General features: G+C 62.5%; 23 protein-coding genes. 11 read left to right on the top strand and 12 right to left on the bottom strand.

Annotated elements, in window-relative coordinates; translation table 11 throughout:
- The first annotated feature begins 90 nt into the window (after window positions 1–90).
- Window positions 91–939 carry an IclR family transcriptional regulator gene (locus FHX10_RS08870; RefSeq protein WP_047612972.1) on the top strand — a complete coding sequence of 283 codons (849 nt, stop codon included), beginning with the start codon at window positions 91–93 and terminating at the stop codon, window positions 937–939.
- Window positions 940–961: 22 nt separating this feature from the next.
- Here FHX10_RS08870 and FHX10_RS08865 read toward each other — a convergent pair whose 3' ends face one another.
- Together FHX10_RS08865 and FHX10_RS08860 are read right to left on the bottom strand one after the other, a co-directional pair.
- A complete protein-coding gene (locus FHX10_RS08865; RefSeq protein ID WP_028755726.1) occupies window positions 962–2,170 on the bottom strand; it encodes an amidohydrolase/deacetylase family metallohydrolase in 1,209 nt (402 codons plus the stop codon).
- A 267-nt stretch (window positions 2,171–2,437) separates the two neighbouring features.
- Window positions 2,438–3,307 carry a sigma-70 family RNA polymerase sigma factor gene (locus FHX10_RS08860; RefSeq protein WP_028755725.1) on the bottom strand — a complete coding sequence of 290 codons (870 nt, stop codon included), beginning with the start codon at window positions 3,305–3,307 and terminating at the stop codon, window positions 2,438–2,440.
- A gap of 126 nt (window positions 3,308–3,433) precedes the next feature.
- Between FHX10_RS08860 and FHX10_RS08855 the strand changes: the two genes are divergently transcribed.
- The gene (locus FHX10_RS08855; protein WP_028755724.1) at window positions 3,434–3,892 is read left to right on the top strand and encodes a carboxymuconolactone decarboxylase family protein; all 459 of its coding nucleotides are present in this window, start codon (window positions 3,434–3,436) and stop codon (window positions 3,890–3,892) included.
- 64 nt (window positions 3,893–3,956) lie between these two features.
- On the opposite strand, the gene rhaI is transcribed toward FHX10_RS08855, so the two are convergent.
- Window positions 3,957–5,249 carry an L-rhamnose catabolism isomerase gene (gene rhaI, locus FHX10_RS08850; RefSeq protein ID WP_028755723.1) on the bottom strand — a complete coding sequence of 431 codons (1,293 nt, stop codon included), beginning with the start codon at window positions 5,247–5,249 and terminating at the stop codon, window positions 3,957–3,959.
- Between the two features lie 217 nt (window positions 5,250–5,466).
- On the bottom strand, window positions 5,467–7,563 hold the full coding sequence (locus tag FHX10_RS08845) for a bifunctional rhamnulose-1-phosphate aldolase/short-chain dehydrogenase (protein WP_028755722.1): 2,097 nt from the start codon (window positions 7,561–7,563) through the stop codon (window positions 5,467–5,469).
- 199 nt (window positions 7,564–7,762) lie between these two features.
- Between FHX10_RS08845 and FHX10_RS08840 the strand changes: the two genes are divergently transcribed.
- The 8 genes from FHX10_RS08840 to FHX10_RS08805 all read left to right on the top strand — a co-directional run bounded on the left by FHX10_RS08840 (window position 7,763) and on the right by FHX10_RS08805 (window position 15,773).
- Window positions 7,763–8,575, top strand: a complete 813-nt coding sequence (locus FHX10_RS08840; protein WP_028755721.1) for a DeoR/GlpR family DNA-binding transcription regulator — start codon at window positions 7,763–7,765, stop codon at window positions 8,573–8,575.
- Window positions 8,576–8,623: 48 nt separating this feature from the next.
- Window positions 8,624–9,619, top strand: coding sequence for a rhamnose ABC transporter substrate-binding protein (gene rhaS / locus FHX10_RS08835; protein ID WP_028755720.1), 996 nt, complete (start codon window positions 8,624–8,626; stop codon window positions 9,617–9,619).
- A 72-nt stretch (window positions 9,620–9,691) separates the two neighbouring features.
- A complete protein-coding gene (locus FHX10_RS08830; protein ID WP_028755719.1) occupies window positions 9,692–11,227 on the top strand; it encodes a sugar ABC transporter ATP-binding protein in 1,536 nt (511 codons plus the stop codon).
- A gap of 9 nt (window positions 11,228–11,236) precedes the next feature.
- Window positions 11,237–12,238, top strand: a complete 1,002-nt coding sequence (locus tag FHX10_RS08825) for an ABC transporter permease (RefSeq protein ID WP_028755718.1) — start codon at window positions 11,237–11,239, stop codon at window positions 12,236–12,238.
- The gene (locus FHX10_RS08820) at window positions 12,235–13,242 is read left to right on the top strand and encodes an ABC transporter permease (protein WP_028755717.1); all 1,008 of its coding nucleotides are present in this window, start codon (window positions 12,235–12,237) and stop codon (window positions 13,240–13,242) included. The genes FHX10_RS08825 and FHX10_RS08820 overlap by 4 nt, the downstream gene beginning before the upstream one ends.
- The gene (gene rhaM, locus FHX10_RS08815; protein ID WP_028755716.1) at window positions 13,239–13,559 is read left to right on the top strand and encodes an L-rhamnose mutarotase; all 321 of its coding nucleotides are present in this window, start codon (window positions 13,239–13,241) and stop codon (window positions 13,557–13,559) included. Before FHX10_RS08820 ends, rhaM begins: the two co-directional genes overlap by 4 nt.
- A complete protein-coding gene (locus FHX10_RS08810; protein ID WP_028755715.1) occupies window positions 13,556–14,935 on the top strand; it encodes an FGGY-family carbohydrate kinase in 1,380 nt (459 codons plus the stop codon). Before rhaM ends, FHX10_RS08810 begins: the two co-directional genes overlap by 4 nt.
- Window positions 14,936–15,014: 79 nt before the next feature.
- The gene (locus FHX10_RS08805; RefSeq protein ID WP_028755714.1) at window positions 15,015–15,773 is read left to right on the top strand and encodes a fumarylacetoacetate hydrolase family protein; all 759 of its coding nucleotides are present in this window, start codon (window positions 15,015–15,017) and stop codon (window positions 15,771–15,773) included.
- A 13-nt stretch (window positions 15,774–15,786) separates the two neighbouring features.
- Here FHX10_RS08805 and mmsB read toward each other — a convergent pair whose 3' ends face one another.
- From mmsB to FHX10_RS08770, 7 genes are all read right to left on the bottom strand, one after another.
- A complete protein-coding gene (gene mmsB, locus FHX10_RS08800) occupies window positions 15,787–16,668 on the bottom strand; it encodes a 3-hydroxyisobutyrate dehydrogenase (protein WP_028755713.1) in 882 nt (293 codons plus the stop codon).
- A 9-nt stretch (window positions 16,669–16,677) separates the two neighbouring features.
- A complete protein-coding gene (locus tag FHX10_RS08795; RefSeq protein ID WP_028755712.1) occupies window positions 16,678–18,273 on the bottom strand; it encodes a GMC family oxidoreductase in 1,596 nt (531 codons plus the stop codon).
- Between the two features lie 137 nt (window positions 18,274–18,410).
- Window positions 18,411–19,400, bottom strand: coding sequence for a branched-chain amino acid ABC transporter permease (locus FHX10_RS08790; RefSeq protein ID WP_028755711.1), 990 nt, complete (start codon window positions 19,398–19,400; stop codon window positions 18,411–18,413).
- A gap of 1 nt (window position 19,401) precedes the next feature.
- Window positions 19,402–20,289 carry a branched-chain amino acid ABC transporter permease gene (locus FHX10_RS08785; protein ID WP_028755710.1) on the bottom strand — a complete coding sequence of 296 codons (888 nt, stop codon included), beginning with the start codon at window positions 20,287–20,289 and terminating at the stop codon, window positions 19,402–19,404.
- 4 nt (window positions 20,290–20,293) lie between these two features.
- The gene (locus tag FHX10_RS08780; protein WP_028755709.1) at window positions 20,294–20,995 is read right to left on the bottom strand and encodes an ABC transporter ATP-binding protein; all 702 of its coding nucleotides are present in this window, start codon (window positions 20,993–20,995) and stop codon (window positions 20,294–20,296) included.
- On the bottom strand, window positions 20,995–21,777 hold the full coding sequence (locus tag FHX10_RS08775) for an ABC transporter ATP-binding protein (RefSeq protein WP_028755708.1): 783 nt from the start codon (window positions 21,775–21,777) through the stop codon (window positions 20,995–20,997). Before FHX10_RS08775 ends, FHX10_RS08780 begins: the two co-directional genes overlap by 1 nt.
- A 5-nt stretch (window positions 21,778–21,782) precedes the next feature.
- Complete coding sequence (locus tag FHX10_RS08770; protein ID WP_028755707.1) at window positions 21,783–22,988, bottom strand: ABC transporter substrate-binding protein; 1,206 nt, start codon at window positions 22,986–22,988, stop codon at window positions 21,783–21,785.
- 174 nt (window positions 22,989–23,162) lie between these two features.
- Here FHX10_RS08770 and FHX10_RS08765 point away from each other — a divergent pair, with 174 nt between their 5' ends.
- Window positions 23,163–24,113: a LysR family transcriptional regulator gene (locus FHX10_RS08765; protein ID WP_047614914.1), complete on the top strand. Its 951-nt coding sequence runs from the start codon at window positions 23,163–23,165 to the stop codon at window positions 24,111–24,113.
- On the opposite strand, the gene FHX10_RS08760 is transcribed toward FHX10_RS08765, so the two are convergent.
- Entirely contained in the window at window positions 24,114–24,452 is a 339-nt protein-coding gene (locus tag FHX10_RS08760) for a cupin domain-containing protein (RefSeq protein ID WP_028755705.1), read from the bottom strand.

Raw genomic sequence — 24,452 nt, 5'->3', positions numbered from 1 at the left:
TCACATCCGCCCAGACGATCAACCTACAAGATGTTGCGATTTGCCACGGCGACAGCTATGCCATAGTAATGTAACATAATCGCAGTTTTCATGAGGTGCGTGGAATTGGACGGAAAGACATCACCCGCAGTTTATTCCGAAGATGAGAGCGTTGCCGGCGAGGCCGGTGGCAAGGGTGCTCGCCGCGCGCGTGTTAGCGGTATCGACCGTGCGCTGCAGGTGATCGATCATCTCTATGAGACCGGATCGCCCGCCGGCGTCTACGCTATCGCCAAGGCGGTCAAGGCGCCGCTGTCGACCGTTTACGTCATCGTCGACGATCTCGTCGAGAAGAACATGCTGACGCGCCAGGCGGACGGCTCGATCTGGCTCGGTGCGCGGCTCTATCATTACGGCCTTGCCTATGCGCGATCGCTGGATTTCATGAGCATCGCCACCCATGAAATGCACGATCTCTGCCGCCAGGCCGGCGAAACCGTGCAGGTCTGCGGCCGCGACGGCGATTATATGCTGGTGCTGGCCATGGCCGACGGCCCGAGCCATTTCCAGGTGGCGTCGCGCGTCGGCACCCGCGTGCCGCTGAACTGGACGGCCTCCGGCCGCCTGCTCGTCGGCCACCTGCCCGAGGAGGAGCGCATCGAACTGTTCAAGCGCTGCGCCCGCTCCTCACCGACCGGCCGCGCCGAGATCGACCCGGGCACACTGTCGGAAGCCGCCGGCAAGGCCTTCGAGTCGCGCCTGTCGATCCAGGCGGGGGAATCGGATTATGCGGTTGCCTGCATCGCCTCGCCGATCTGCGATCGCGACGGCCAGTGCGTCGCCACCATTTCCATCGTGCTGCCGGAGCAGAAGGCCTTTTCCGACGAGAACCACTACACCGCGCATGTGCGCAGTTCGGCGGAACGGATCGAAAAGCTGATGGGCTGGCGTAACCGCTGATCCTCGCCCTCTTCAGCCAATCCTACCTGTAGGAATAGCCGTGGCTGTGGCGCACCAGCTTGCGTGCCCGCGGCACGTAGCGGCTGGCGGCGAAGGCATCGGCGCCCATCACTGCGTAGCGCGGCTCGAACAGCTTGTTGAGAACCGAGACGTCGCCATTGGAATCCGTCGCTTCGAGGTCGGAATCGACCAGGTCGAAAATCGTGAATTCGGCTTGAGAGCCGACCGAAAGCCGGTTCTCCATCGACAGCTTGATGACGGATGCCGGCGCATGGGTGACGGCTTCCACCACCTTGTCGAAGGGCATGCCGACGCTCAGCAGCTTCGACATCGTCGTCGCCAGGTCCCAGACCGGGAAGTTCATCGAATGGCCGTGCAGGTCGGTCGAGATCGAGAACGGCAGCAGCCCGCGCGCAATCGCCGCTTCGGCGACCTTGAAGGAGAAGGAGGCGCCGCCATGGCCGATGTCGAGACGGATGCCCTCGGAGGCGCAGCGCTCGGCAAGGCTGAAGAGGTCCTCGTCCTCCATGATGCTCGAACCGGCCTTGCCGTTGAAGCAATGGGTGACGACGTCGCCGGGGCCGAGGATCTCCAGCACCTCATCATAGAGCGCCGGCGGTTCGCCGACATGCACCATCATCGGCACTTTCAAAATCTTGGCGATCTTCTTGCCGAGCTTGACCGGCGTGACGCCCCAAGAGCCGGTGATGACATGGCTGGCGCGCACCTTGATGCCGACGATATGCTCGCTGTTTTCGGCATAGACTTCGAGGATGCGGTCGAGATCGATATCTCTTATATCCCTGAGTTCGGCGACGCGATTGCAGGCGACGAGGCCGATCGAGCCCAGATTCAGGAAGGCCTTGATGCGCTCGCGCGAGGGCTCGATGATATATTCGCGGAAGCCATGGAAATTCGCCTCACCGGCCGAACCGGCATCGACCAGCGTGGTGACACCGCGCTCGACACCGCACTCGGAGGGACGGATAGAAATGTCGGTGCCGCCGTGCCAGATATGCACGTGCAGGTCGACCCAGCCGGGTGAGATGAAGGCGCCTTTGCCGTCGATGCGCGCTACATCCTGCGAGACCACAAGCGACGGACCGATCTCGGCGATCCTGCCGTCGGCATTGACGAGAATGTCGACCCCCCCCTCGGACGTGCCCGCAGCGAAAGCCATCGGTTTGACATTGGTGAGGAGGAGCGGCTTCTTCGCCTGATCGCCGGACATGATATGCATTCCTTTCGAAGTCTCGGACCGGGATCACTCTCGGTCATCTCTTGTCATCATGGAAAAGGTGGGGGAAGCTGGAGATGATGCCGCAGCGCATATCCATCAAATTCCATAATTATGCTATATAAATCTTTATAATAGAATAAGGCCGGACACACCGCTGTCAAGGAAAATGACACGGCCCTCGCCACTGAGGAAACGCCAGCGGGCACGCTCCTTTCGAAGCGCGCCTGTTTCGAAGATCCGGAAAATTGACGTTTGTTTTCAATCTCGAAGGATCGAATAGTCGAGCCGTTCCAGGTGATCCGGATCGGCGATGGCGTCGATCGCGGCGATCCTGCCATCGTCGATCGTCAGCGCCACCACGACGCGCAGCTGGCCCGCGATCTGCACGACGAATCCGAGCTCGCCACCGACGATGGCGATTTCGGCTGCCTGGGCCCGGCCCTTGAAGGCTTCGGCCACCTGAGCTGCGCCGCGCATCTCGCCAATGGTGCCGAAGCGGGCGGCCGTCGCATCCGGCCGGAAGACGACGTCAGGAGCAAGCACCGCGATCAAGCCTTCCAGATCGCCGTTCCGCGACGCGGTCAGAAAGGCCTCGGCGATCGTCCGCTTGCGCCCGAGATCGACATCAGGCGCTTCGTCCAAGCCCTGCACCCGGCGGCGGGCGCGGCTTGCGAGCTGGCGGGTGGCGGCCGACGAACGGCCGATGATCGGGGCGATCTCGTCGAAGGGCAGATCGAACATGTCGTGCAGCACGAAGGCGACACGTTCGGCGGGCGCCAATGTCTGCAGCACCACGAGCAGTGCCATACCGACCGAGTCGGCAAAGGCGGCCTCACGCTCCGGATCGTTCGCCGGATCGGCGATCCCGGCGTGGAGCGGCGCCTCCAGCGGCTCCTCGCGCCGGGTCTTGCGGGCGCGCAGCATGTCGAGGCAGATGCGCGCCACCACCGTCGTCAGCCAGCCGCCGAGATTGCCGACCCCTGTCGTGTCCGTGCGGTGGAGCCGCAGCCAGGCCTCCTGAACGGCATCATCTGCCTCGCTGCGCGAGCCGAGCATGCGATAAGCGGCAGCCCTCAGGTGCGCCCTGTTCGCCTCGAATTCATCGGCCAGCCATTTTTTCTCGTCCATGTGTCACATTCCTCCGCTGCGTTCCGTCAGAGCCATGACGCATGAAACCCGGCCGATGTGACAGCGCCGGCGGATCGTCAAACGACAAACGCATCAAGGAGACATATCATGCAGGAAAAATTGGTCATGCAGGAGAGAATGGGAAATCCAGCCCTCGTCCTTCCCGCGGCCATGCAGGCGCTCAATGCGCTCAGCAAGGTGCCGACAGAAACCGGTCTTTCGCCAAAGCTGCTCGAACTGGTCAATCTGCGCGCCAGCCAGATCAACGGCTGCAGCGTCTGCATCGATGGTCATTGGCGCATTGCCCGCAAACACGGCGAGACCGACGAGCGGCTCTTTGCCGTCGCCGGCTGGCGCGACGCCCCCTATTATAGCAATGCCGAACGCGCCGCGCTTGCGCTCACCGAGGCGATCACCCGCCTCAGCGATCGGGCGGATCCGGTGCCGGATGATATCTGGGATGAAGCGACCCGGCACTACGATGGCAAGAGCCTTGCGGCCCTCGTCGTCGCCATCGCCAATATCAATATCTGGAACCGGCTGAACGTCGCCACCCGACAGGTCGCGGGGCAATGGAAGCCGTAAACGGCGATTGTCGGCAGCGCTTCACCCCGCGCTGCCGGCAGTCATATCTATTCGGCTTGGCGGCTCAGATGATACCGCCGCCGCCGGCAGCGGAAGCCGGACGCTCGGCCGCCACTTGTCTGCGGTAACCGCTGGCGCGGTAGACAGCGATCGGGTCGATCGCGCCGCCGGCCCTGCGGCGCGCTTCGGCGAGGATCGGCTCGACATCGGCGCGATAGGCGCGCTTCAGCGTTTCTGACGCCATCAGCGCATCATTGTCGTCCTGATAACCGGAGAGTGCCTTGCGGTCGACGATCAGGGCCTGCGCATAGGCGCGGCGGATTTCGTTGGCGCTGTTGATCAGGCTTTCGATCGGATCGGTGACATTGTGCGACTGGTCGATCATATGGGCCGGGTTGAAATCGTTGACGCCGCGCTGCTCGGCATCGACCAGCTCGTTGAACACCAGGAACAGCCGGTAAGGATCGATCGCGCCGGCATCGAGATCGTCGTCGCCATATTTCGAATCGTTGAAGTGGAAACCGCCGAGCTTGCCGAACTGGATCAGGCGGGCGACGATCATCTCGATATTGGTGTTCGGCGCATGGTGGCCGAGGTCGACGAGGCAATAGGCCTTGGGGCCTAGCGTCTGGGCGATCAGGTAGTTGGTGCCCCAATCCTGCACGATCGTGGAATAGAAGGCCGGCTCGTACATCTTGTGTTCGGAGAACAGCTTCCAATCGTCGGGCAGCGCCTTGTAAATGTCAGCCATCGAGGCGAGGTAACGCTCGAAAGCCTTGGTGAAATGGCTCTGGCCGGGGAAGTTCGAGCCGTCGCCGATCCAGACCGTCAATGCCTTGGAGCCGAGCGCCTTGCCGATCTCGATGCATTCGAGATTGTGCTCGACCGCCTGCGCCCGCGTTGCCGCGTCGGTGTGGCTGAGCGAACCGTATTTGTAGGAATGGGCCTGGCCGGGCGCATCGGAAAAGGTGTTGGAATTCATCGCATCGAAGCCGAGGCCGAGCGCGTCGCCCTTGGCCTTCAACTCCCGTGCATCCGCCTTGTCCCAGGGAATATGCAGGGAGACATTCGGCGTCGCCTGCGTCAGCTGATTGATGACGGCGCAATCGTCGAGCTTGTCGAAAATCCCGCGCGGCTCGCCGGTGCCGGGGAAACGGGCAAACCGCGTGCCGCCGGTGCCCACACCCCAGGAGGGAACGGCGACGAAGAATTCGGCAACCCTGCGGGTGACCGCCTCGATATCGACGCCGCGGCGGGCAAGCGCTGCGCCCAGCGCCTCGTAATCGGCTTTCAGCGCGGTTGCCCGCTTGTCGTTATCCGTTGCGACCAGATCCTGCGCGATCCTGAATTCGGCCATGTCTTCCTCCCGGCTATGCATTTTAAACATTGGGACTTTGCCGTAGCGGCAGCCCCTCATCCGCCTGCTGGCACCTTCTCCCCGTTCAGACGGGGAGAAGGGAATTTGCCGCGCCGTCTCCGTCCCGCTCCAACGTTTCGTCAGGCAAGTCCCCTCTCCCCGTCATGACGGGCAGAGGGTTAGGGTGAGGGGCCGACGCATCCGCCGTCAATCAAAATCAGCGCGTAAAGCTCTGCACGTTGCCGGCATCGACGTTGATGATGTTGCCGGTCGATTTTGCCGAGAGGTCCGAAGCGAGGAAATAGATCGCCTCGGCGATATCTTCCGGAAACACGTTGAGTTTCAGCATCGAACGCTTGCGGTAATGTTCCTCGAGATCGTCCACCTCGATCTTCGACGAGGCGGCGCGCTGCTCGCGCCATTCGCCGCTCCAGATCTTCGAGCCGCGCAGGACGGCATCCGGGTTGACCGTGTTGACGCGGATGCCGGCATCGGCACCTTCCAGCGCCAGGCATCGGGCGAGATGGATTTCGGCAGCCTTGGCGGTGCAATAGGCAGACGCGTTCGGCGAGGCGGCAAGACCGTTTTTCGAGGCGACGAAGATGACGTTGCCGCCGAGCGCCTGACGGCGGAACAGGCGGAACGCTTCACGCGAGACGAGGAAATAACCGGTCGCCAGAATATCGATATTGCGGTTCCAGGTCGACAGCTCGGTTGTTTCGATCGGCGCGGAGGAGGCAATGCCGGCATTCGAGACGAGAATATCGACGCCGCCGAATTCGACGCAGGCTTCCACGAAGGCGGCGATCACCGCATGTTCCTGGGTGACGTCGAGCCGGACGCTGCGGACGGCGTCGGCGCCATATTTCTTGACGAAATCAGCTTCGGTGCCCTCGAGCGCCGCCTGGTCGATATCGGCAAGCACCACGCAGGCGCCCTCGCCGACGAGGCGCGCCGCCGTCGCCCGGCCGATGCCGCCGGCGCCGCCGGTGACGAAGGCGACGCGGCCGGCGAGGCTCTTCGGCTTCGGCATGCGCTGGAGCTTGGCCTCTTCAAGCAGCCAGTATTCGATATCAAAGGCTTCCTGCTCCGGCAGGCCCTGATATTCCGAGACCGTCGACGCCCCGCGCATGACATTGATGGCGTTGACGTAGAATTCGCTGGCGATGCGGGCCGTCGCCTTGTCGCGAGCAAAGGACAGCATGCCGACGCCGGGGACGAGGAAGATGACCGGATTGGCGTCGCGCATGGCCGGCGAATTGTCATGCTTGCAGTCGTTGTAATAGCGGGCGTAATCGGCGCGGTAGTCCTTCAGCGCCTGGTCGAGACCGGCGACGATCGCGTCGACATCCGGCTTGGCCGGATCGAAATCGACGATCAGCGGGCGAATCTTGGTGCGCAGGAAATGATCCGGGCAGCTAGTGCCGAGCGCGCCGAGCGGGCGCAAATCCTTGGAATTGACGAATTCGAGCACGGCGTCCTGATCGTCGAAATGGCCGAGCTTGCGCTCCTGCTTGCCGATGCGGCCGCGGATTTCCGGCATCAGCCGGGCAGCGATGGCGCGGCGCTCGGCAACGGCCAGGCTCTGCGTGACGGCGCCGCCGAAAATCGTCTTTCCCTCGGTCTTTCCGGCAAACCAGACGATCGCCTTGTTGATGATATCGAGCGTCAGCTCATAGCAAGCCTTGGCGTCGTCAGCCCAGGTGAAGAGGCCATGGCTTTCGAGCACGACGCCCTTGGCATTCGGATTGGCGGCGACGAAAGCGCCGAGGTCGAGGCCGAGCTGGAAGCCCGGGCGACGCCAGGGCAGCCAGCCGATCTCGTCGCCGAAGATCTGCTGCGTCAGCTCCCTGGAATTCTTCGATGCGGCAATCGCGATGATCGCATCGGGGTGCATGTGGTCGACATGGGTGAAAGGCACGAAACCGTGCAGCGGCGTATCGATCGAGGCGGCGCGGGCGTTCAGGTTGAAGGTGCAGTGCGGCAGGAAGCCAACCATGCGGTCCTCATCCTCGACGCCCTTGTAGATGCCTTTCAGCGATTCCAGCTTGTCCTGGTAGAGTGTCGCGAAACCGTCGAGCTTGATCGTGCCGACATCGCCGCCCGAACCCTTGACCCAGAGCACCTTGACTTTGCCGCCGGTCAACGGATCGGTTTCCATTACCTTCGCCGAGGTGTTGCCGCCGCCGTAATTGGTGATGCGCTTGTCGGCGCCGAGCAGGTTGGAGCGATAAAGCAGCTTGCCGGGCTCGTCGAGACCTGCCGCGTAACCATCATCCCACCGGTTTTCCAGAAGCCGGACGTTCGCCGCCATGTCATCCTCCCATATGAAATCGTCATCGGGGCGCGAGGGTTCGCGCCCCTTTTCGTTGACGGTATCGCTCATCAAAACGCAGCTTGTCAATCGAAAACGATCAAATTCGATTATTGTGCAGCGCAATATGAAAATTTATGATCGTTTTTGATTGACACATTGTCATATGTGGGAAATAAACGATTGAAGGAGGAGCCCCATGCACGAACGCGAACGCCATCGCATTATTCTGAGCGCCGTTCAGGAAAAGTCCGTCGTGACGGTTCAGGATATTTCCGAACTGACCGAGGCTTCCGAGGCGACGATCCGGCGCGACATCGCGGCTCTTCATGTCCAGGGCAAGATCCGGCGTGTGCGCGGCGGCGCCGAGGCGGTGCATCCGCCGCAGCTCGGCAATCTTGCCGGGCGCCCTTTCCGTGTTTCGGAATCGGTCAACATCGACAAGAAGCGCGCAATCGCCCGCCAGGCGGTCGAGCTTTGCGATCCGGGTGACGCGATCATCATCAATGGCGGCACGACCACCTTCCAGATGGTGCATTTCATGGCGGCGCACCGCCTGCAGGTGATGACCAATTCCTTCGCGATCGCCGAACATCTGGTCAAGCATTCGAAGAACACGGTGACAGTGCCGGGCGGCGCGATCTATCGCGAACAGAGCCTGATCCTCTCCCCCTTCGACAATGACGCGATCCGCAATTTCTACGCCCGCCGTTTCTTCATCGGCGCGCAGGGTATCGGCCCGCTCGGCATCATGGAAGCCGACGCGCTGATCATCCAGAGCGAACAGAAGCTGATGCATCAGGCCGACGAATTGGTCGTCATGGCCGATTCCAGCAAGTTCCATCGCCGCTCGAGCCTCATTCTGTGCCCGCTCGAGCGCGTGTCGACTGTGATCACCGATGACGGCATTCCGGAGGAAGCCGCCAGGATGATCGAAAATGCCGGCATCAGGCTCATTGTCGCGAGCCCGGTCGCACAGGCAATCAAGGAGGATTCCTCGTCGGTCGCATGAGGCGCCGGCCAGGTGTGAAGAGTGTCAATCAAGTGGGAGGATGAAAGCATGAAACTCGCAAAGAAACTCGCAATCGGCGTGGCATTTGCCGTCGCCATGATGGCGGGAACGGCCAGCGCCGCCGACATCAAGATCGGCCTCGTCGTCAAGTCGCTCGGCAACGGCTTCTTCGATGCCGCCAACAAGGGCGCGCAGGAAGCCGCCAAGGAACTCGGCGGTGTCGAGGTCATCTATACCGGTCCGACGTCGACGACGGCCGAAGGCCAGATCGAAGTCATCAATTCGCTGATCGCCCAGGGCGTCAACGCCATCGCCGTTTCGGCCAATGATCCTGACGCGCTCGTTCCGGCGCTGAAGAAGGCGGCGCAACGCGGCATCAAGGTGATCTCCTGGGATTCGGGCGTCGCGCCTGAAGGCCGTATCCTGCAGCTCAACCCGTCGTCCAACGAGCTGATCGGCAAGATGTGCCTGACGCTCGCCAAGGACCATCTCGACGGCGGCAAGGGCGACTTCGCCATCCTGTCGGCAACGACCACCTCGACCAACCAGAACATCTGGATCGACCAGATGAAGAAGCAGCTCAAGGATTTCCCGGGCCTCAACCTCGTCACGACAGTTTATGGCGACGACCTCTCGGACAAGTCCTATCGTGAAGCCGAAGGCCTGTTGAAGTCGAACCCGAACGTCAAGGTCATCGTCGCTCCGACGACGGTCGGCGTTCTCGCTGCTTCGAAGGTCGTCGAAGACAAGGGCCTTGTCGGCAAGGTCTACGTCACCGGCCTCGGTCTGCCTTCCGAAATGGCCGGCGCGATCAAGTCGGGCGCCACGAAGGAATTCGCCATCTGGAACCCGATCGACCTCGGCTACTCCGCAACGCAGATCGCCTATCGCCTCGTCAAGGGCGAAACCGACGGCAAGCCGGGCAGCGAGATCGAAGTCGGCCGCATGGGCAAGATCAAGGTCGGCGACAACGGCGAAGCCGCCATGGCCGATCCCTTCGTCTACAATGCTTCGAACATCGACCAGTTCTCCAAGGTCTTCTGATCCGGAGCGACGCATAAAAGCCCGGCGGCTCGACGGCCGCCGGGATTCTCATTCGACACTGGTAGAAGCTTGATGAACGCCGCCTTTCAACAAACCGCCACGGACAGCAAAACCGGTGATGCGCCAGCCATTCTGGAAATGCGCGGCATCTCCCAGATCTTCCCGGGCGTGAAGGCGCTCGACAATGTCAGCATCGCGCTGCATCCCGGCACGGTGACGGCGCTGATCGGCGAAAACGGTGCCGGCAAATCGACGCTCGTCAAGATCCTGACCGGAATCTACCGGCCGAATGAAGGCGAGATCCTCGTCGACGGCCGGCCGGTAACCTTCGCCAGCGCCCAGGCCGCGATCGATGCCGGCGTCACCGCCATCCATCAGGAAACCGTGCTGTTCGACGAGCTGACGGTTGCCGAAAACATCTTCCTCGGCCATGCGCCGCGCACACGTTGGCGCACCATCGATTGGCAGACGATGAACAGCCGCGCCAAGGCGCTGCTGACCGCGCTCGAAAGCAATATCGATCCGACGATCCGGCTGAAGGACCTCTCGATCGCGCAGCGCCATCTGGTGGCGATTGCGCGCGCACTCTCGATCGAGGCCCGCATCGTCATCATGGACGAACCGACGGCAGCCCTTTCCCGCAAGGAGATCGACGATCTCTTCCGCATCGTCCGGGGCCTGAAGGAACAGGGCAAGGCGATCCTGTTCATCAGCCACAAGTTCGACGAGGTTTACGAGATCGCCGACGACTTCGTCGTCTTCCGCGACGGCCGCGCCGTCGGCCAGGGCCGGCTCAAGGAGACGCCGCAGGACGAGATCGTCCGCATGATGGTCGGCCGCGACGTCGAAAACGCCTTTCCGAAGATCGATGTCGCCATTGGCGGCCCGGTTCTCGAGATCAGTCATTACAGCCATCGCACCGAGTTCCGCGACATCTCCTTCACCCTGCGCCAGGGCGAGATTCTCGGCATATACGGCCTGATCGGCGCCGGCCGCTCGGAACTGTCGCAATCGCTCTTCGGCATCACCAGGCCGCTCTCCGGCAAGATGATGCTCGAAGGCCGCGAGATCACCATCCATTCGCCGCAGGATGCGATCCGCGCCGGCATCGTTTACGTGCCGGAGGAACGCGGCCGCCATGGACTGGCGCTGCCGATGCCGATCTTCCAGAACATGACACTGCCGTCACTGGCCCGCACCTCGCGCCGGGGTTTCCTCAGGGCGGCCGAAGAATTCGCGCTCGCCCGCAAATATGCCGAGCGGCTGGATTTGCGCGCCGCGGCCCTTTCCGTGCCGGTCGGCACGCTGTCGGGCGGCAACCAGCAGAAGGTCGTCATCGGCAAATGGCTGGCGACCGCGCCGAAGGTCATCATCCTCGACGAACCCACCAAGGGCATCGATATCGGCTCGAAGGCGGCCGTGCACGGCTTCATCAGCGAACTCGCCGCCGAGGGCCTGTCGATCATCATGGTCTCATCCGAACTGCCCGAAATCATCGGCATGTCGGACCGCGTGCTGGTGATGAAGGAAGGCCTGTCTGCCGGAATTTTCGAACGCGCCGAACTGTCACCGGAAGCGCTGGTGCGCGCCGCCACCGGCAATGCATGAGGTAGACACATGGCAAGACTGATCAGAAAACGCGAAACCCTGCTCTTCGCCATCATCGTCGTGATGATCGCGATCTTTTCGACGCGCGCTGCCGATTTCGCAACGCCGGAGAATCTCGCCGGCATTTTCAACGATACCTCCATCCTGATCATCCTGGCGCTGGCGCAGATGACGGTCATCCTGACAAAATCGATCGACCTGTCGGTTGCCGCCAACCTCGCCTTCACCGGCATGGCGATCGCGATGATGAATGCCGCCTATCCCGACCTGCCGCTCGTCCTGCTCATCCTTGCCGCGATCGTCATTGGCGCCTGCCTCGGCGCCATCAACGGCTTTCTTGTCTGGGCGCTCGAAATTCCGCCGATCGTCGTCACGCTTGGCACGCTCACCATCTATCGCGGCATGGCCTTCGTGCTGTCGGGTGGGGCTTGGGTCAACGCCCATCAGATGACGCCGGTCTTCCTGTCGGTGCCGCGCACGCCGATCCTCGGCCTGCCCGTCCTCGGCTGGGTGGGGATCGTTATCGTGCTCCTGATGTATGTCCTGCTCCGATATACCCAGTTTGGCCGCTCGGCCTATGCGACCGGCGGCAATCCGACCGCGGCCGTCTATGCCGGCATCGATACGGGCTGGACGAAATTCCTCGCCTTCGTCCTGTCGGGCGCGCTCGCCGGCCTGGCGAGCTATCTCTGGGTATCGCGTTACGCCGTCGCCTATGTCGATATCGCCAACGGCTTCGAACTCGACAGCGTCGCGGCCTGCGTCATCGGCGGCATCTCGATTGCCGGCGGTGTCGGGTCGGTCGCCGGCACCGTGCTCGGCGCACTTTTCCTCGGCGTCATCAAGAATGCGCTGCCGGTGATCGGCATTTCACCCTTCACGCAGATGGCGATCTCCGGAACCGTCATCATTCTCGCCGTCGCCTTCAATGCTCGGCGCGAGCGCAACCGCGGCCGCATCATCCTGCGCGACCGCGCGGCAGCCGAGGTCAGAACGGAGGCAGCAGCATGAGCACCGTGTCCACACATGAAAAGCGGGTCATTCCCGACCGCCTCGGCACACCCTTCCGCCGCATCCTTGCAAGCTGGGAAGTGCTGCTCTTTGCGGTCGCCGTCCTGATCTTCATCTTCAATTCCTTGGCCTCGCCCTATTTCCTCGATGCCTGGAACCTTTCGGACGCCACCTTCAACTTTACCGAAAAGGCGATGATCGCCTTCGCCATGGCACTGCTGGTCATCGCTGGCGAAATCGACCTCTCGGTCGCCGCGATCATCGCGCTCGCCTCGACGGCGATGGGCGCGGCGGCGCAAGTCGGGATCGGCACGCCGGGCCTGGTCGCGATTGGCATCGGCACCGGTCTTGCCTGCGGCACCTTCAACGGCGTGCTGGTCTCGGTGCTGAAACTGCCGTCGATCGTCGTCACCATCGGCACGATGAGCCTGTTCCGCGGCATTTCCTATATCGTGCTCGGCGACCAGGCCTATGGCAAATACCCGGCCGATTTTGCCTATTTCGGCCAGGGTTATGTCGTCTGGGTGTTCTCCTTCGAATTCGTGCTCTTCATCGTGCTGGCGATCCTCTTCGCCATCCTCTTGCATGCGACGAATTTCGGCCGGCAGGTCTATGCGATCGGCAATAACGACTTCGCCGCCCGCTTCTCCGGCATCCCGGTCGAGCGCGTCAAATTCATCCTCTTCCTGCTGACCGGCGTCATGAGCGGCGTCGCCGCCGTCTGCCTGACCTCGCGCCTCGGCTCGACCCGGCCGTCGATCGCCCAGGGCTGGGAACTCGAAGTCGTCACCATGGTCGTGCTCGGCGGTATCTCGATCCTCGGTGGCTCCGGCACGATCGGTGGCGTCGTCATCGCCGCCTTCGTCATGGGCCTCGTCACCTTCGGCCTCGGCCTCTTGAACGTGCCCGGCATCGTCATGTCGATCTTCATCGGCCTGCTTCTGATCATCACCATCGCCATCCCGATCATCGCCCGCCGCGTCAAGCTCATGAGTTCCCGATGACAGCAGAAAAACACGCCTTCAAGATGCAGCTCCATCCCGGCATGGAAGCCGAATACCGCAGGCGGCATGACGAGATCTGGCCGGAACTGGTCGATCTCCTGCACAAGTCCGGCGCCAGCGACTATTCCATCCATCTCGACCGCGAGACCAACACGCTGTTCGGCGTGCTGACGCGGCCGGCCGACCATACGATGGCGAGCCTGCCGGACCACCCTGTGATGAAGAAATGGTGGGCCCATATGGCCGATATCATGGCGACGAATCCGGATAATTCGCCCGTGCAAAGCGACCTCGTCACCCTCTTCCATATGCCATGAACGCCCCCTCCTATCACCGCATCGCCGTCCTCGACATCGGCAAGACCAATGCCAAGGTCGTCGTGCTCGACAGCGAGACCGGCGCCGAAATCGCCGTGCTGAAGCGGCCGAACATCGCGATCAAAACCGGTCTCTATCCGCACTACGATATAGAGGCGCTCTGGTCCTTCGCCCTCGATGCGCTGAAGAGCCTTGCGCGTGAGCCGGGCTTCGACGCCATTTCGATCACCACCCATGGTGCTTCCGCAGCACTCCTTGCCCGGGACGGCGCGCTTGCCATGCCTGTTATCGACTACGAGCACGAATATCCGCAGGAGATCCGCGATGCCTATACGGCGTTGCGTCCCTCCTTCGACGAAACCTTCTCGCCGCGCCTTGCGATGGGCCTCAATGTCGGCGCGCAGCTGCACTACCAGAAGACCGCCTTTCCCGAGGAATTCGCTAAAGCTGCGACCATCCTCACCTATGCGCAATATTGGACGGCGCGGTTGACGGGTGTTGCCGCCAATGAGCTGACCTCGCTCGGCTGCCATACCGATCTGTGGAACCCGAGAGTCGGCAGCTATTCCTCACTCGTCGACAGGCTCGGGATCCGCGACCTGATGGCGCCGATCCGCTCCGCCTTCGATGCGCTCGGCCCGGTCCTGCCCGAGATCGCCGCAGAACTCGGCCTTGCCGCACCCGTGCCGGTCTATTGCGGCATTCACGATTCAAATGCCTCGCTGCTGCCGCATCTGGTCCATCGGGAGGCGCCCTTCGCCGTCGTCTCCACCGGCACATGGGTGATCAATTTCGGCGTCGGCGGCGATCTCGACCATCTCGACCCCAACCGCGATGCGCTCGCCAATGTCGATGCCTATGGCCGGGCCGTCCCCTCGTCGCGTTTCATGGGCGGCCGGGAATTCGAGATCCTTTCTGCCGAAATCGGCCCAGTCGACGAAAAGGCCGTCCAGGCCGCAATCGGCCCGGTCATCGACAAGGGCATGATGCTCTTGCCGAATATCGCCGCCGGTTCCGGGCCTTTTCCGGGAAAGGCAAGCCGCTGGATCGGCGCCGAAGAGGCAAGCCGCGAGCAGCGCTATGCAACTGCCTGCCTCTATCTCGCTTTGATGACCGATGCCTGCCTCGGTCTGATCGGCGCCAAAGGCCCGGTTATCGTCGAAGGGCCTTTTGCCCTGAATGGCACCTATCTCAAGCTGCTCGCCGCCCTAACCGGTCGTGAAGTCATGGCCCTTCCGGGCTCGACCGGCACCAGCCAGGGGGCGGCCCTTCTGACCGGCATCCGGCCGGCGTCGGGTGCCGAAACGCATATTCCGCCGACCGATATCCCGGGTCTGGCCGCCTATCGCACCCACTGGTACGCGGCGACGGAATAGGAGCTTTTCCAAGAACGGACCTTGTTCATCCCTGTCTTGTGGTTAGTGTGCACCTCGAAAATCAGGTCGAGGAGATAGCATGACAGAGACATTCGATCCGCGCGCCCTTGCAGCCAGGCTTCACGGCCTGCACCAGGCCGGTCACCAGGAGGCAACGAGCACTTTCGCGCTGCCAGCCGATCTGCATCAGGCGATGGAGGTGCAGAATTTGCTGGCCGCCGCAGACGGCGTTTCCAGCAATGCCTGGAAGGTGACGGTCTCGCCGCAGGGCCAAGCGGTCGCTGCTCCGCTGCATCCCTATGCCGAAGCCGTTTCGGGCGCTGATATTCCCTGGTATCCGGGCCTGAAATTCGAGACCGAGATCGCGGTGCGCCTCGGCAGCGACCTGCCGATCCGCGCGGGCACAGCCTACAGCCGCACCGAAGTGGTCGGGGCGATCTCCGCTGTCCATCTCGGCGCCGAGCTGCTGGTCAGCGCCGTCAGCGAGAGCGGCAGCGTTTCGTTTCTGCTGTTCGTCGCCGACCGCCTCGGCAATAGCGGCTATGTGCTCGGTCCGACGCTCGAAAAAAGCGTCGTCGACACCGTCGGCGGAACGCCGCTCAAGGTCACCCATGCCGGCCGCACGATCTATGATGGCCCGGCGCAGCATCCGAAGGGCGACGTTCTCACCTGGCTGATCGATTACGCCAATGACGGTTTGCGCCCCGAGACATCGCTGAAGGCAGGCGCGCTCATCACGACGGGCACGTTGAGCGGCGCGATCGAACTGACCGAACCCGGCGACATCGACATCCTGCTCGGTGACGCCAGGCTCAGCTTCTCGGTGTCGAAGGATTGATTGACCGCGGTGCCTAAGCCTTCTCGCGAAACATCTCAATGATCGCGGAAAAATCCTTTCCGCCATTGCCCAGCTTCTCGAAGAGCGCAAAAAGCTGTGCTGCTTCCGCGCCGAGTGGCGTGGAAGCGCCGCTCGTCAGCGCCGCTTCCTGGGAGAGTCTCAGATCCTTCAGCATCAAAGCCGCGGCAAAGCCCGGCTTATAACCGTTGTTCGCGGGCGAGGTCGGCACCGGCCCCGGAACCGGGCAATAGGTATTGAGCGACCAGCATTGGCCCGACGAGGTCGAGGCGACGTCGAACAGTGCCTGATGCGAAAGCCCGAGCTTCTCGGCAAGCACGAAACCCTCGCAGACGCCGATCATCGAAATGCCGAGGATCATGTTGTTGCAGATCTTCGCCGCCTGGCCGGCGCCGGCCTCACCGCAATGGACGATCTTCTTTCCCATCGCCTCCAGGATCGGCTTTGCCTTGGTGAAGGCCTCTTCCGCGCCGCCGGCCATGAAGGTCAGCGTGCCGGCGGTCGCCCCGCCGGTACCGCCGGAGACGGGGGCGTCGAGCGACAGGCAGCTGGCGGCCTTGGCCATCTCATGCGCCTTGCGGCTGCTTTCGACATCGATTGTGGAGCAATCGATGACCAGCGTGCCTTGCGCAGCCGACTGCAGGATATCGGCCCAGGCCGTCAGCACATGTTTGCCCTGTGGCAGCATGGTGATGACGATGTCGGCGTCCTTGACCGCCTGGCTGGCATGGCTAGCCGGCTTGACCCCGCTCTCCTCGGCCGCCTTCAGCACCGACGCCGCGAGATCGAAGCCGAGGACCTCGTGACCTGATTTGACCAGATTGGCCGCCATCGGCCCGCCCATGTTGCCAAGCCCGATGAATGCGATCCTTGCCATGGTCTTCTCCTATCGATTGTCTTCGAGGATCATCGCTGCCGCCTTTTCGGCGATCATGATCGTCGGCGAATTGGTGTTGCCCGAGGTGATCGACGGCATCACCGAGGCGTCGGCGATCCTGAGCTTTCCGAGCGCCCGGAATTTCAGCCTGGGATCGACGACGCTGTCCCTGTCGGCGCCCATCCGGCAGGTGCCGACGGGATGGAAGATCGTCGTCCCGATATCGCCCGCCGCCCGCTCCAGATCGGCCTCCGTCTGATAGCTCGGCCCCGGCTTGAATTCTTCCGGCCTGAAACGGGCAAAGGAAGGCTGCGCGACGATCTTGCGCGTCAACCGTATAGAACGGACAGCTATGTCACGATCGCGCTGCGTCGAGAGGTATTTCGGACTGATCGTCGGCTGGGCGGCAAAATCCGGGCTCGACAGATGCACCGAACCCCGGCTTTCCGGCCGGAGATTACAGACGCTCGCGGTGATCGCCGGGAAAGGATGGACGGGATCGCCGAACTTATCCAGCGAGACCGGCTGCACGTGATATTGCAGATCCGGCGTTTCCCGGTCCGGGCCGGAGCGGGTGAAGATGCCGAGCTGGCTCGGCGCCATCGCCATCGGCCCGGAGCGGCGCACGAGATATTCAAGCCCGATCGCCGCCTTGCCGATCAGCTTCGTCGCCTTCTCGTTCAGCGTCGGAACACCCGTCACCCTATAGGCGAGACGCAGCTGCAGATGATCCTGCAGGTTCTCGCCGACACCCTTCACTTCCGCGACGACATCGACGCCGGCTTGGCTGAGAACCTCGCCCCTGCCGATACCGGACAGTTCCAGGATATGCGGCGAGCCGATCGAACCGGCTGAAAGGACGGTTTCTTTGGCGGCATAGGCGCGCTTCGCCTCACCGCGATGCTGGAATTCGACGCCGGCAACGGCGCCTTCCTCCACCAGCAGCCGCCGGACCTGCGCCTTGGTGAGCACCGTCAGGTTGGAGCGCTTCATCGCCGGGCGCAGGAAGGCCTTCGAGGTGTTCCAACGAATGCCGGAACGCTGATTGACGTCGAAATAGCCGGACCCTTCGTTGCTGCCGCGGTTGAAATCCGCGATCTCCGGGATGCCCGCTTCCCTGGCCGCCTGTTGGAAGGCATCGAGCACGGCCCAGCGCACACGCGCCTTCTCGATGCGCCATTCGCCGCCGGCGCCATGCATCTCGTCTTCGCCGCGATAAAAATCCTCGGACTTGCGGAAGAAGGGCAGCACATCGTCCCAGCCCCAGCCGCTGCAGCCCATCTGCCGCCAGAGGTCGTAGTCGCGCGCCTGACCGCGCATGTAGATCATGCCGTTGATCGACGAACAGCCGCCGAGCACCTTGCCACGCGGATAGTTCAGCGCCCGGCCATTCAGACCGGCTTCCGGCGCAGTGGTGAAGCACCAGTCGGTGCGCGGATTGTTGATGCAATAGAGATAACCGACCGGAATATGGATCCAGTGGTAGTTGTCGCTGCCGCCGGCTTCGAGCAGCAGCACCCGGCTCCTGTTATCGGCGGACAGCCGGTTTGCGAGCACGCAGCCGGCGCTGCCTGCCCCGATGATGATGTAGTCGTAACGATCCATGTGCCCTGCACGAAACTCCAGATGCTTGCCGCTTCCCCCTCCCCGCAGCGCGGGGAGAGGAAGAGTCGCAGCGCCGCCGCCCGTCTCCTTTCCCGGGAAAGAGGGATTCTTTCCTGGAAAAAGAGAGGTCCGCCCGTTCAGCGGCGATAGACGAAGCCCAGTTTCCGCCCCAGCCGCGAGGCGTAGAATTCACCGATGATGCCGCGGCGGAAGATCAACACGCAGACCATGAAGACGATGCCGGTGATGATCGTCACCGGGAATTCCGAGGTGGCCAGGTAGTTTTCCAGCGCCACCACCAACCCGGCGCCGAAGAGCGGGCCGATCAGCGTGCCGATGCCGCCGAGCAGCGTCATCAGGATCACCTCGCCCGACATCTGCCAGGCAACGTCGGTCAGCGTTGCGAACTGGAAGACAATCGATTTGACAGCACCCGCGAGCCCCGCAAGCGCTGCCGACATGACGAAGGCGCCGAGCTTGTAGCGCGCCACGGAATAACCGAGCGAGATCGCCCGCTGCTCGTTTTCACGGATCGATTTCAAGATCATGCCGAAGGGTGAGTTGATGAAACGCCAGATGATCAAGACGCCAATGATGAAAACAGCCAGCACGAAATAATACATGTTGGTCGAGCTGTTCAGATCGATGAAACCGAAGAGATGGCCCCGCGGCACGGACTGGATGCCGTCCTCGCCCTCGGTGAACTCCGCCTGCAGGCAGAAGAAGAAGAACATCTGCGACAGCGCCAGCGTGATCATCGCAAAATAGATGCCCTGGCGGCGGATGGCGAAGAAGCCCATGACCAGGCCGAGAAACGCCGCACCCACCACCCCGATCAGAATGCCGAGTTCCGGCGGCAGGCCCCATGTCTTCACCGTGTAGGCGGTGAAATAGGCCGCTCCCCCGAAGAAGGTGGCATGGCCGAAGGAAAGCAGGCCGGTATAGCCGAGCAGCAGGTTGAAGGCGCAGGCAAAGAGGGCGAAGCAGAGCAGCTTCATCAGGAAGATCGGATAGAAGAAGAACGGCGCCAAGAGCAGGAGCAGCAGCCCCGCCAGCAGGAAACCCGCCTGCACCGACAGAGCGGTTCGGTTTTTTTCCGTTCGGATGGTTTCGGTGATGTCAGCCATGTCAAGCATCCCGTCCGAAGAGGCCCGCGGGCCTGATGAGAAGCACGATCGCCATGATGACGAAGATCACGATGTTGGAAGCCTCGGGATAGAAGACCTTGGTCAGACCCTCGGCGATGCCGAGCACATAGCCGGTGATGATCGCGCCCATGATCGATCCCATGCCGCCGACGACGACCACGGCGAAGACGACGATGATCATGTTCGATCCCATCAGCGGCGAGACCTGGTAGATCGGCGCCGCCAGCACGCCGGCAAAGGCGGCAAGACCGGCGCCGAGCGCGTAGGTGAGCGTCAAGAGCACCGGCACGTTGACGCCGAACACCTGCACCAGCACGGCGTTTTCCGTGGCGGCCCTGAGATAGGCGCCGAGCTTGGTCTTCTCGATCAGCAGCCAGGTGCCGAGGCAGACGACGAGCGAGACGACGACCACCCAGCCGCGATAGATCGGCAGGAACATGAAGCCGAGATTGGCCCCGCCGGCAAGCGCTGCCGGCGTCGCATAGGGCTGGCCGGAAGAGCCGTAGAGATAGCGGAAGGTGCCCTCGACCGCGAGCGCCAGCCCGAAGGTGAAGAGCAGGCCGTAGAGCGGATCGAGATCATAGAGCCGGCGCAGGAACAGCCGCTCGATGATGGCACCGGCAAGGCCGACGATGACGGGCGCCACGATCAATGACGGCCAGTAGCCGATGCCGGCATAGGTCAGCAAGAGGTAGGCGACGAAGGCGCCGAGCATATATTGCGCACCATGGGCGAAGTTGATCACCCGTAGCAGGCCGAAGATGATGGCGAGGCCGAGGCTGAGCAGCGCATAGAACGAACCGTTGATCAGGCCGATCAGCAGCTGGCCGAACAGCGCCTGCAGGGGAATGCCGAAGATCATCATCATCTGGTCACACTCCCAGAACCTTGTGCAGCGTGTCCATGCGCTGCGGCAGTTCACCGACCGGGAATTCCGACACCATCTGCCCATGATCCATCAGATAGAAGCGATCGGCAATACGGCTGGCGAAACGGAAATTCTGCTCGACGAGCAGGATCGTCATGCCGCGCTCCTTCAACGTCTTCAGCACCTCACCGATGCGCTGGACGATGACGGGGGCAAGCCCTTCCGTCGGCTCATCGAGAATGAGCAGCTTGACGCCGGTACGCAGGATGCGGGCGATCGCCAGCATCTGCTGCTCGCCGCCGGAAAGCTTGGTGCCCGGGCTGCCGCGGCGCTCGTAGAGATTGGGGAAGAGTTCGTAGATTTCGTCGAGCGTCATGCCGCCCTCTGCCACGACAGGCGGCAGCAGCAGGTTTTCCGAAACGGTGAGCGTCGAGAAGATGCCGCGCTCCTCCGGCACGAAACCGATGCCTCGATGCGCCGTCTTGTGCAGCGGCACCTGCATCATATCGCTGCCCGCAAAACTGATCTTGCCCTTGCGGGCGCGGACGATGCCGGTGATGGTGCGCAGCGTCGTCGTCTTGCCGACGCCGTTGCGGCCGAGAATGGTGATCGTCTCGCCTTCGGCCACCCGCATGTCGACGCCGTGCAGGACGTGACTTTCGCCGTACCAGGCATTGAGCCCCTGGACTTCGAGGAGAGCGGCCATCAATGCTCCTCCGTGCCCATATAAGCCACGCGGACGCGCTCGTCCTGGCTGACGGTGGCATAGTCGCCCTCGGCGAGGATTTCGCCGCGCTGCAGCACGGTGACGTGCTGGCAGATATTGGCGACGACGGAGAGATTGTGCTCGACCATCAGCACCGCGCGCTCGCGGGCAACCTCGCGGATGATGGATGAAACGACGCCGACATCCTCCAGCCCCATGCCGGCCATCGGCTCGTCGAGCAACAGCACTTTGGGATCGAGCGCCAGCGTGGTGGCGATCTCCAGCACGCGCTTGCGGCCATAGGAAAGATCGGCGGCGATATGATCGCGCTCCTTGGAGAGCCCGACGCTGGCGAGCAGTTGCTCGGCGCACTCGTTCAGCCGGTCGAGCGCCGACAGAGGCCGCCAGAACTGCGTGGAGAGATTGTTCGGCCGCTGCAGCGCCACCCGCACATTGTCGAGAACGGTGAGGTGTGGAAAGACCGCCGAGATCTGGAAGGAGCGCACCAGTCCCATCCGCGCCACCTTGTCGGGCGGCGTCCCGGTGATGTCGGTGCCCATCAGCGTGATCGTGCCCGATGTCGGCTGCAGGAACTTGGTCAGCAGGTTGAAGACCGTGGTCTTGCCGGCGCCGTTCGGGCCGATGAGTGCATGCACGCTGGCGTCATGCACGTCGAGATCGACATTCTTGACGGCCGTGAAGCCGCCGAAATCGCGGCGCAGGCCGCGGGCGGAGAGTACCACCCGCGGCTTTACCTGAGTTTCTATTGCGGAAACCGCCATCGTGCTTACTTCACCAGATCGCAGCCGCTCTTGGCGGGATCGATATAGGCTTCCTTGCCGGGAATGGTGGCGAGCACGTTGAAATAATCCCACGGCTCCTTGCTTTCGGACGGCTTCTTGACCTGCAGCAGGTACATGTCGTGGATCATGCGGCCGTTGGCGCCGACCGTGCCGCCACGGCCGAAGACGTCATCGACCGGCATTTCATGCAGTTGCTTGGCGACGGCTTCCGTTTCGTCGGTGCCAGCCTTCTGCACCGCCTTCAGATATTGCGTCACCGCCGAATAGGTGCCGGCATGGATCATGTTCGGCATCTTGCCGGTGCGGGCGAAGAACTTCTTGGCGAAGGCGCGGCTCTCGTCGTCGCGGTTCCAGTAATAACCTTCCGTCAGCGTCAGCCCCTGCGCCGCCTCGAGCCCGAGGCCGTGCACTTCGGCGAGCGTGAACAGCAACGCCGCCAGATGCTGGCCACCCTGGGTGATGCCGAATTCGGCCGCCTGCTTGATGGCATTCGAGGTGTCGAGGCCGGCATTGGCAAGGCCGATCACCTTGGCGCCGGATGATTGCGCCTGCAGCAGGAAGGACGAGAAGTCCTGGCTCGACAGCGGATGCCGGACGGCGCCGACGACCTTGCCGCCGCTCGCCTTGACGTAATCGCTGGTCTGCTGCTCGAGCGAATAGCCGAAAGCATAGTCGGCGGTCAGGAAGAACCAGCTGTCGCCGCCCTGCTTGACGAGTGCGCCGCCGGTGCCGACGGCGAGCGCATGGGTGTCGTAGGCCCAATGGAAGCCGTAAGGCGAGCAGGCCTTGCCGGTGAGATCGGTCGTCGCCGCACCGGTGACGATATCGATCTTCTTCTTCTCCTTGCCGATCGCCTGCACGGCGAGCGCCACCGACGAAGTCGTCAGTTCCATGATCGCATCCACCTGCTCGGTGTCGTACCACTGGCGGGCGATGTTGGAGGCGATATCCGGCTTGTTCTGGTGGTCGGCATCGACGATCTCAACCGGCACATCGAGCACCTTGCCGCCGAAATCCTCGACCGCCATCTTGGCGGCTTCGACGGAGGACTTGCCGCCGAAATCGGCATAGACACCCGACTGGTCGTTCAGGATGCCGATCTTGACCTTGCCGTCGGTCGCGCTCTGCGCGAGCACTGCGGTGCTGCTCGCAAGCAGAAATGCAACTGATGCAATAAGATTCTTACGCATTTTCTCTCCTCCCAGAGATTGGCCAGATTGCGGATCTGTTCAAATTTGGCCAGCCGCACTCCTCAGAACGACGGACCCTCACCTTACGATCACGGAAATTCCGCCCTGAGGCAACGGGTGGTTTACAACTAATTCCAAACAGTATCTGTTCATTTTTGAACAGAGGGGATCGCGATGAACAATCCACCGCAGTTTACTTGGGACGATCTGCAGTTTTTTCTAGCCGTCGCCCGCACCGGACAGCTGTCGACGGCGGCGCGCCAGCTGCGCTCCAGCCATGCCACCGTCTCGCGCCGCATCGACCGGCTGGAGTTCACCCTCAAGGTCAAGCTGTTCGAGCGCAATCCGCGCGGCTATGTGCTGACCGCCATGGGCACGCGCTTCGTCGAGACGGCCGAAAGGATGGAGCAGGAGACCGAACGGCTGCGCGCCGACCTTGCCGACGGCTCGATGGCGCAGCGCGGCCTGGTGCGCCTCAGCGCGCCAGAAGGTTTTGCCAATTTCTTCTTCGCGACCGTGCTGCCGCAGTTTGCCGCCCAGCATCCGCATCTGTCGCTGGAACTGGTGACGATCCAGCAGATCATGTCGCTGTCGCGCAAGGAGGCCGATCTTTCCGTCGTGCTCGACGAGCCGAAGGGTGGGCCTTATTTCGCCGAGAAACTGACCGACTACCATCTGCAGATCTACGGCTCGCGCGACTATCTGGCGAAGGCGCCTGCGATCACCTGCCGCGAAGACCTGCTTGAGCATCCCTTCGTCAGCTATATCGAGGAAATGATCTTCGCGCCGGGCCTGGACTATCTCGGCGACGTGCATCCGCGCATCAAGCCGCAATTCCAGAGCTCCAGCATCTTCGCGCAGCTCACCGCCACGAGAAACGGTCTCGGCCTCTGCATCCTGCCCTATTTCTTCGCCAGCCGTTATCCCGAACTGGTGCGCGTGCTGCCCGAGGAAATCGACCTCAAGCGCCATTACTGGATTACCTGCCACCGCGACCTGAAACAGGCGCCGCGCGTGCGCGCCGTCATCGATTTCCTGCGCGAGGCGGTGCGCGGCGAGGATACGCGCTTCGTGCCGCCCTATGTCACCGCCGCCGGCCCGGCGCGCCGGGCAAGGGAAAGCTGATTATTTCAGGAATTCAGCCCGGTGCGGGGTGAACGTATCGATCAGCCGGCCCTTTTCCAGGGCCTTGACGCCGTGGACGAGATTGGGAGGCACGATGAAGCTGCCACCCTGCTGCAGGACTTCGGTCCGGCCATCGATCGTCACCTCGAAACTGCCTTCGGCGACATAGCTTGCCTGGATATGCGGATGCGAATGGGCAGCCCCGACGGCGCCGCTTTCGAAGGCCACTTCCACCATCATCATCTCGGGCAGATAGGTCATAATGCGCCTCACGACGCCGGGCTCCGGGTTGACCCATTCGGCGCCTTCGGCCGATACGAACAGATCGCTTGACGACAT

Source organism: Rhizobium sp. BK591 (genome assembly GCF_014195045.1).
In the GTDB taxonomy this organism is placed as follows: Bacteria; Pseudomonadota; Alphaproteobacteria; order Rhizobiales; family Rhizobiaceae; genus Rhizobium; species Rhizobium anhuiense.
The sequence above is the reverse complement of the archived record's forward strand: the minus strand, read 5'-3'. Positions and strand labels throughout refer to the sequence as shown.

Excerpts from the sequence above, each read along its gene's own strand:
- FHX10_RS08765 (WP_047614914.1), top strand. The coding sequence starts at position 23,163 with ATGAACAATCCACCGCAGTTTACTTGGGACGATCTGCAGTTTTTTCTA.
- FHX10_RS08780 (WP_028755709.1), bottom strand. The coding sequence starts at position 20,995 with ATGGCCGCTCTCCTCGAAGTCCAGGGGCTCAATGCCTGGTACGGCGAA.
- FHX10_RS08790 (WP_028755711.1), bottom strand. The coding sequence starts at position 19,400 with ATGGCTGACATCACCGAAACCATCCGAACGGAAAAAAACCGAACCGCT.
- FHX10_RS08860 (WP_028755725.1), bottom strand. The coding sequence starts at position 3,307 with ATGGACGAGAAAAAATGGCTGGCCGATGAATTCGAGGCGAACAGGGCG.
- FHX10_RS08845 (WP_028755722.1), bottom strand. The coding sequence starts at position 7,563 with ATGGCGGCGAACGTCCGGCTTCTGGAAAACCGGTGGGATGATGGTTAC.
- FHX10_RS08795 (WP_028755712.1), bottom strand. The coding sequence starts at position 18,273 with ATGGATCGTTACGACTACATCATCATCGGGGCAGGCAGCGCCGGCTGC.
- FHX10_RS08820 (WP_028755717.1), top strand. The coding sequence starts at position 12,235 with ATGAGCACCGTGTCCACACATGAAAAGCGGGTCATTCCCGACCGCCTC.
- rhaS (WP_028755720.1), top strand. The coding sequence starts at position 8,624 with ATGAAACTCGCAAAGAAACTCGCAATCGGCGTGGCATTTGCCGTCGCC.
- FHX10_RS08810 (WP_028755715.1), top strand. The coding sequence starts at position 13,556 with ATGAACGCCCCCTCCTATCACCGCATCGCCGTCCTCGACATCGGCAAG.
- FHX10_RS08770 (WP_028755707.1), bottom strand. The coding sequence starts at position 22,988 with ATGCGTAAGAATCTTATTGCATCAGTTGCATTTCTGCTTGCGAGCAGC.
- FHX10_RS08870 (WP_047612972.1), top strand. The coding sequence starts at position 91 with ATGAGGTGCGTGGAATTGGACGGAAAGACATCACCCGCAGTTTATTCC.
- FHX10_RS08825 (WP_028755718.1), top strand. The coding sequence starts at position 11,237 with ATGGCAAGACTGATCAGAAAACGCGAAACCCTGCTCTTCGCCATCATC.
- FHX10_RS08785 (WP_028755710.1), bottom strand. The coding sequence starts at position 20,289 with ATGATGATGATCTTCGGCATTCCCCTGCAGGCGCTGTTCGGCCAGCTG.
- FHX10_RS08805 (WP_028755714.1), top strand. The coding sequence starts at position 15,015 with ATGACAGAGACATTCGATCCGCGCGCCCTTGCAGCCAGGCTTCACGGC.
- FHX10_RS08775 (WP_028755708.1), bottom strand. The coding sequence starts at position 21,777 with ATGGCGGTTTCCGCAATAGAAACTCAGGTAAAGCCGCGGGTGGTACTC.
- FHX10_RS08840 (WP_028755721.1), top strand. The coding sequence starts at position 7,763 with ATGCACGAACGCGAACGCCATCGCATTATTCTGAGCGCCGTTCAGGAA.
- FHX10_RS08760 (WP_028755705.1), bottom strand. The coding sequence starts at position 24,452 with ATGTCGTCAAGCGATCTGTTCGTATCGGCCGAAGGCGCCGAATGGGTC.
- FHX10_RS08865 (WP_028755726.1), bottom strand. The coding sequence starts at position 2,170 with ATGTCCGGCGATCAGGCGAAGAAGCCGCTCCTCCTCACCAATGTCAAA.
- FHX10_RS08855 (WP_028755724.1), top strand. The coding sequence starts at position 3,434 with ATGCAGGAGAGAATGGGAAATCCAGCCCTCGTCCTTCCCGCGGCCATG.
- rhaI (WP_028755723.1), bottom strand. The coding sequence starts at position 5,249 with ATGGCCGAATTCAGGATCGCGCAGGATCTGGTCGCAACGGATAACGAC.
- FHX10_RS08830 (WP_028755719.1), top strand. The coding sequence starts at position 9,692 with ATGAACGCCGCCTTTCAACAAACCGCCACGGACAGCAAAACCGGTGAT.
- rhaM (WP_028755716.1), top strand. The coding sequence starts at position 13,239 with ATGACAGCAGAAAAACACGCCTTCAAGATGCAGCTCCATCCCGGCATG.
- mmsB (WP_028755713.1), bottom strand. The coding sequence starts at position 16,668 with ATGGCAAGGATCGCATTCATCGGGCTTGGCAACATGGGCGGGCCGATG.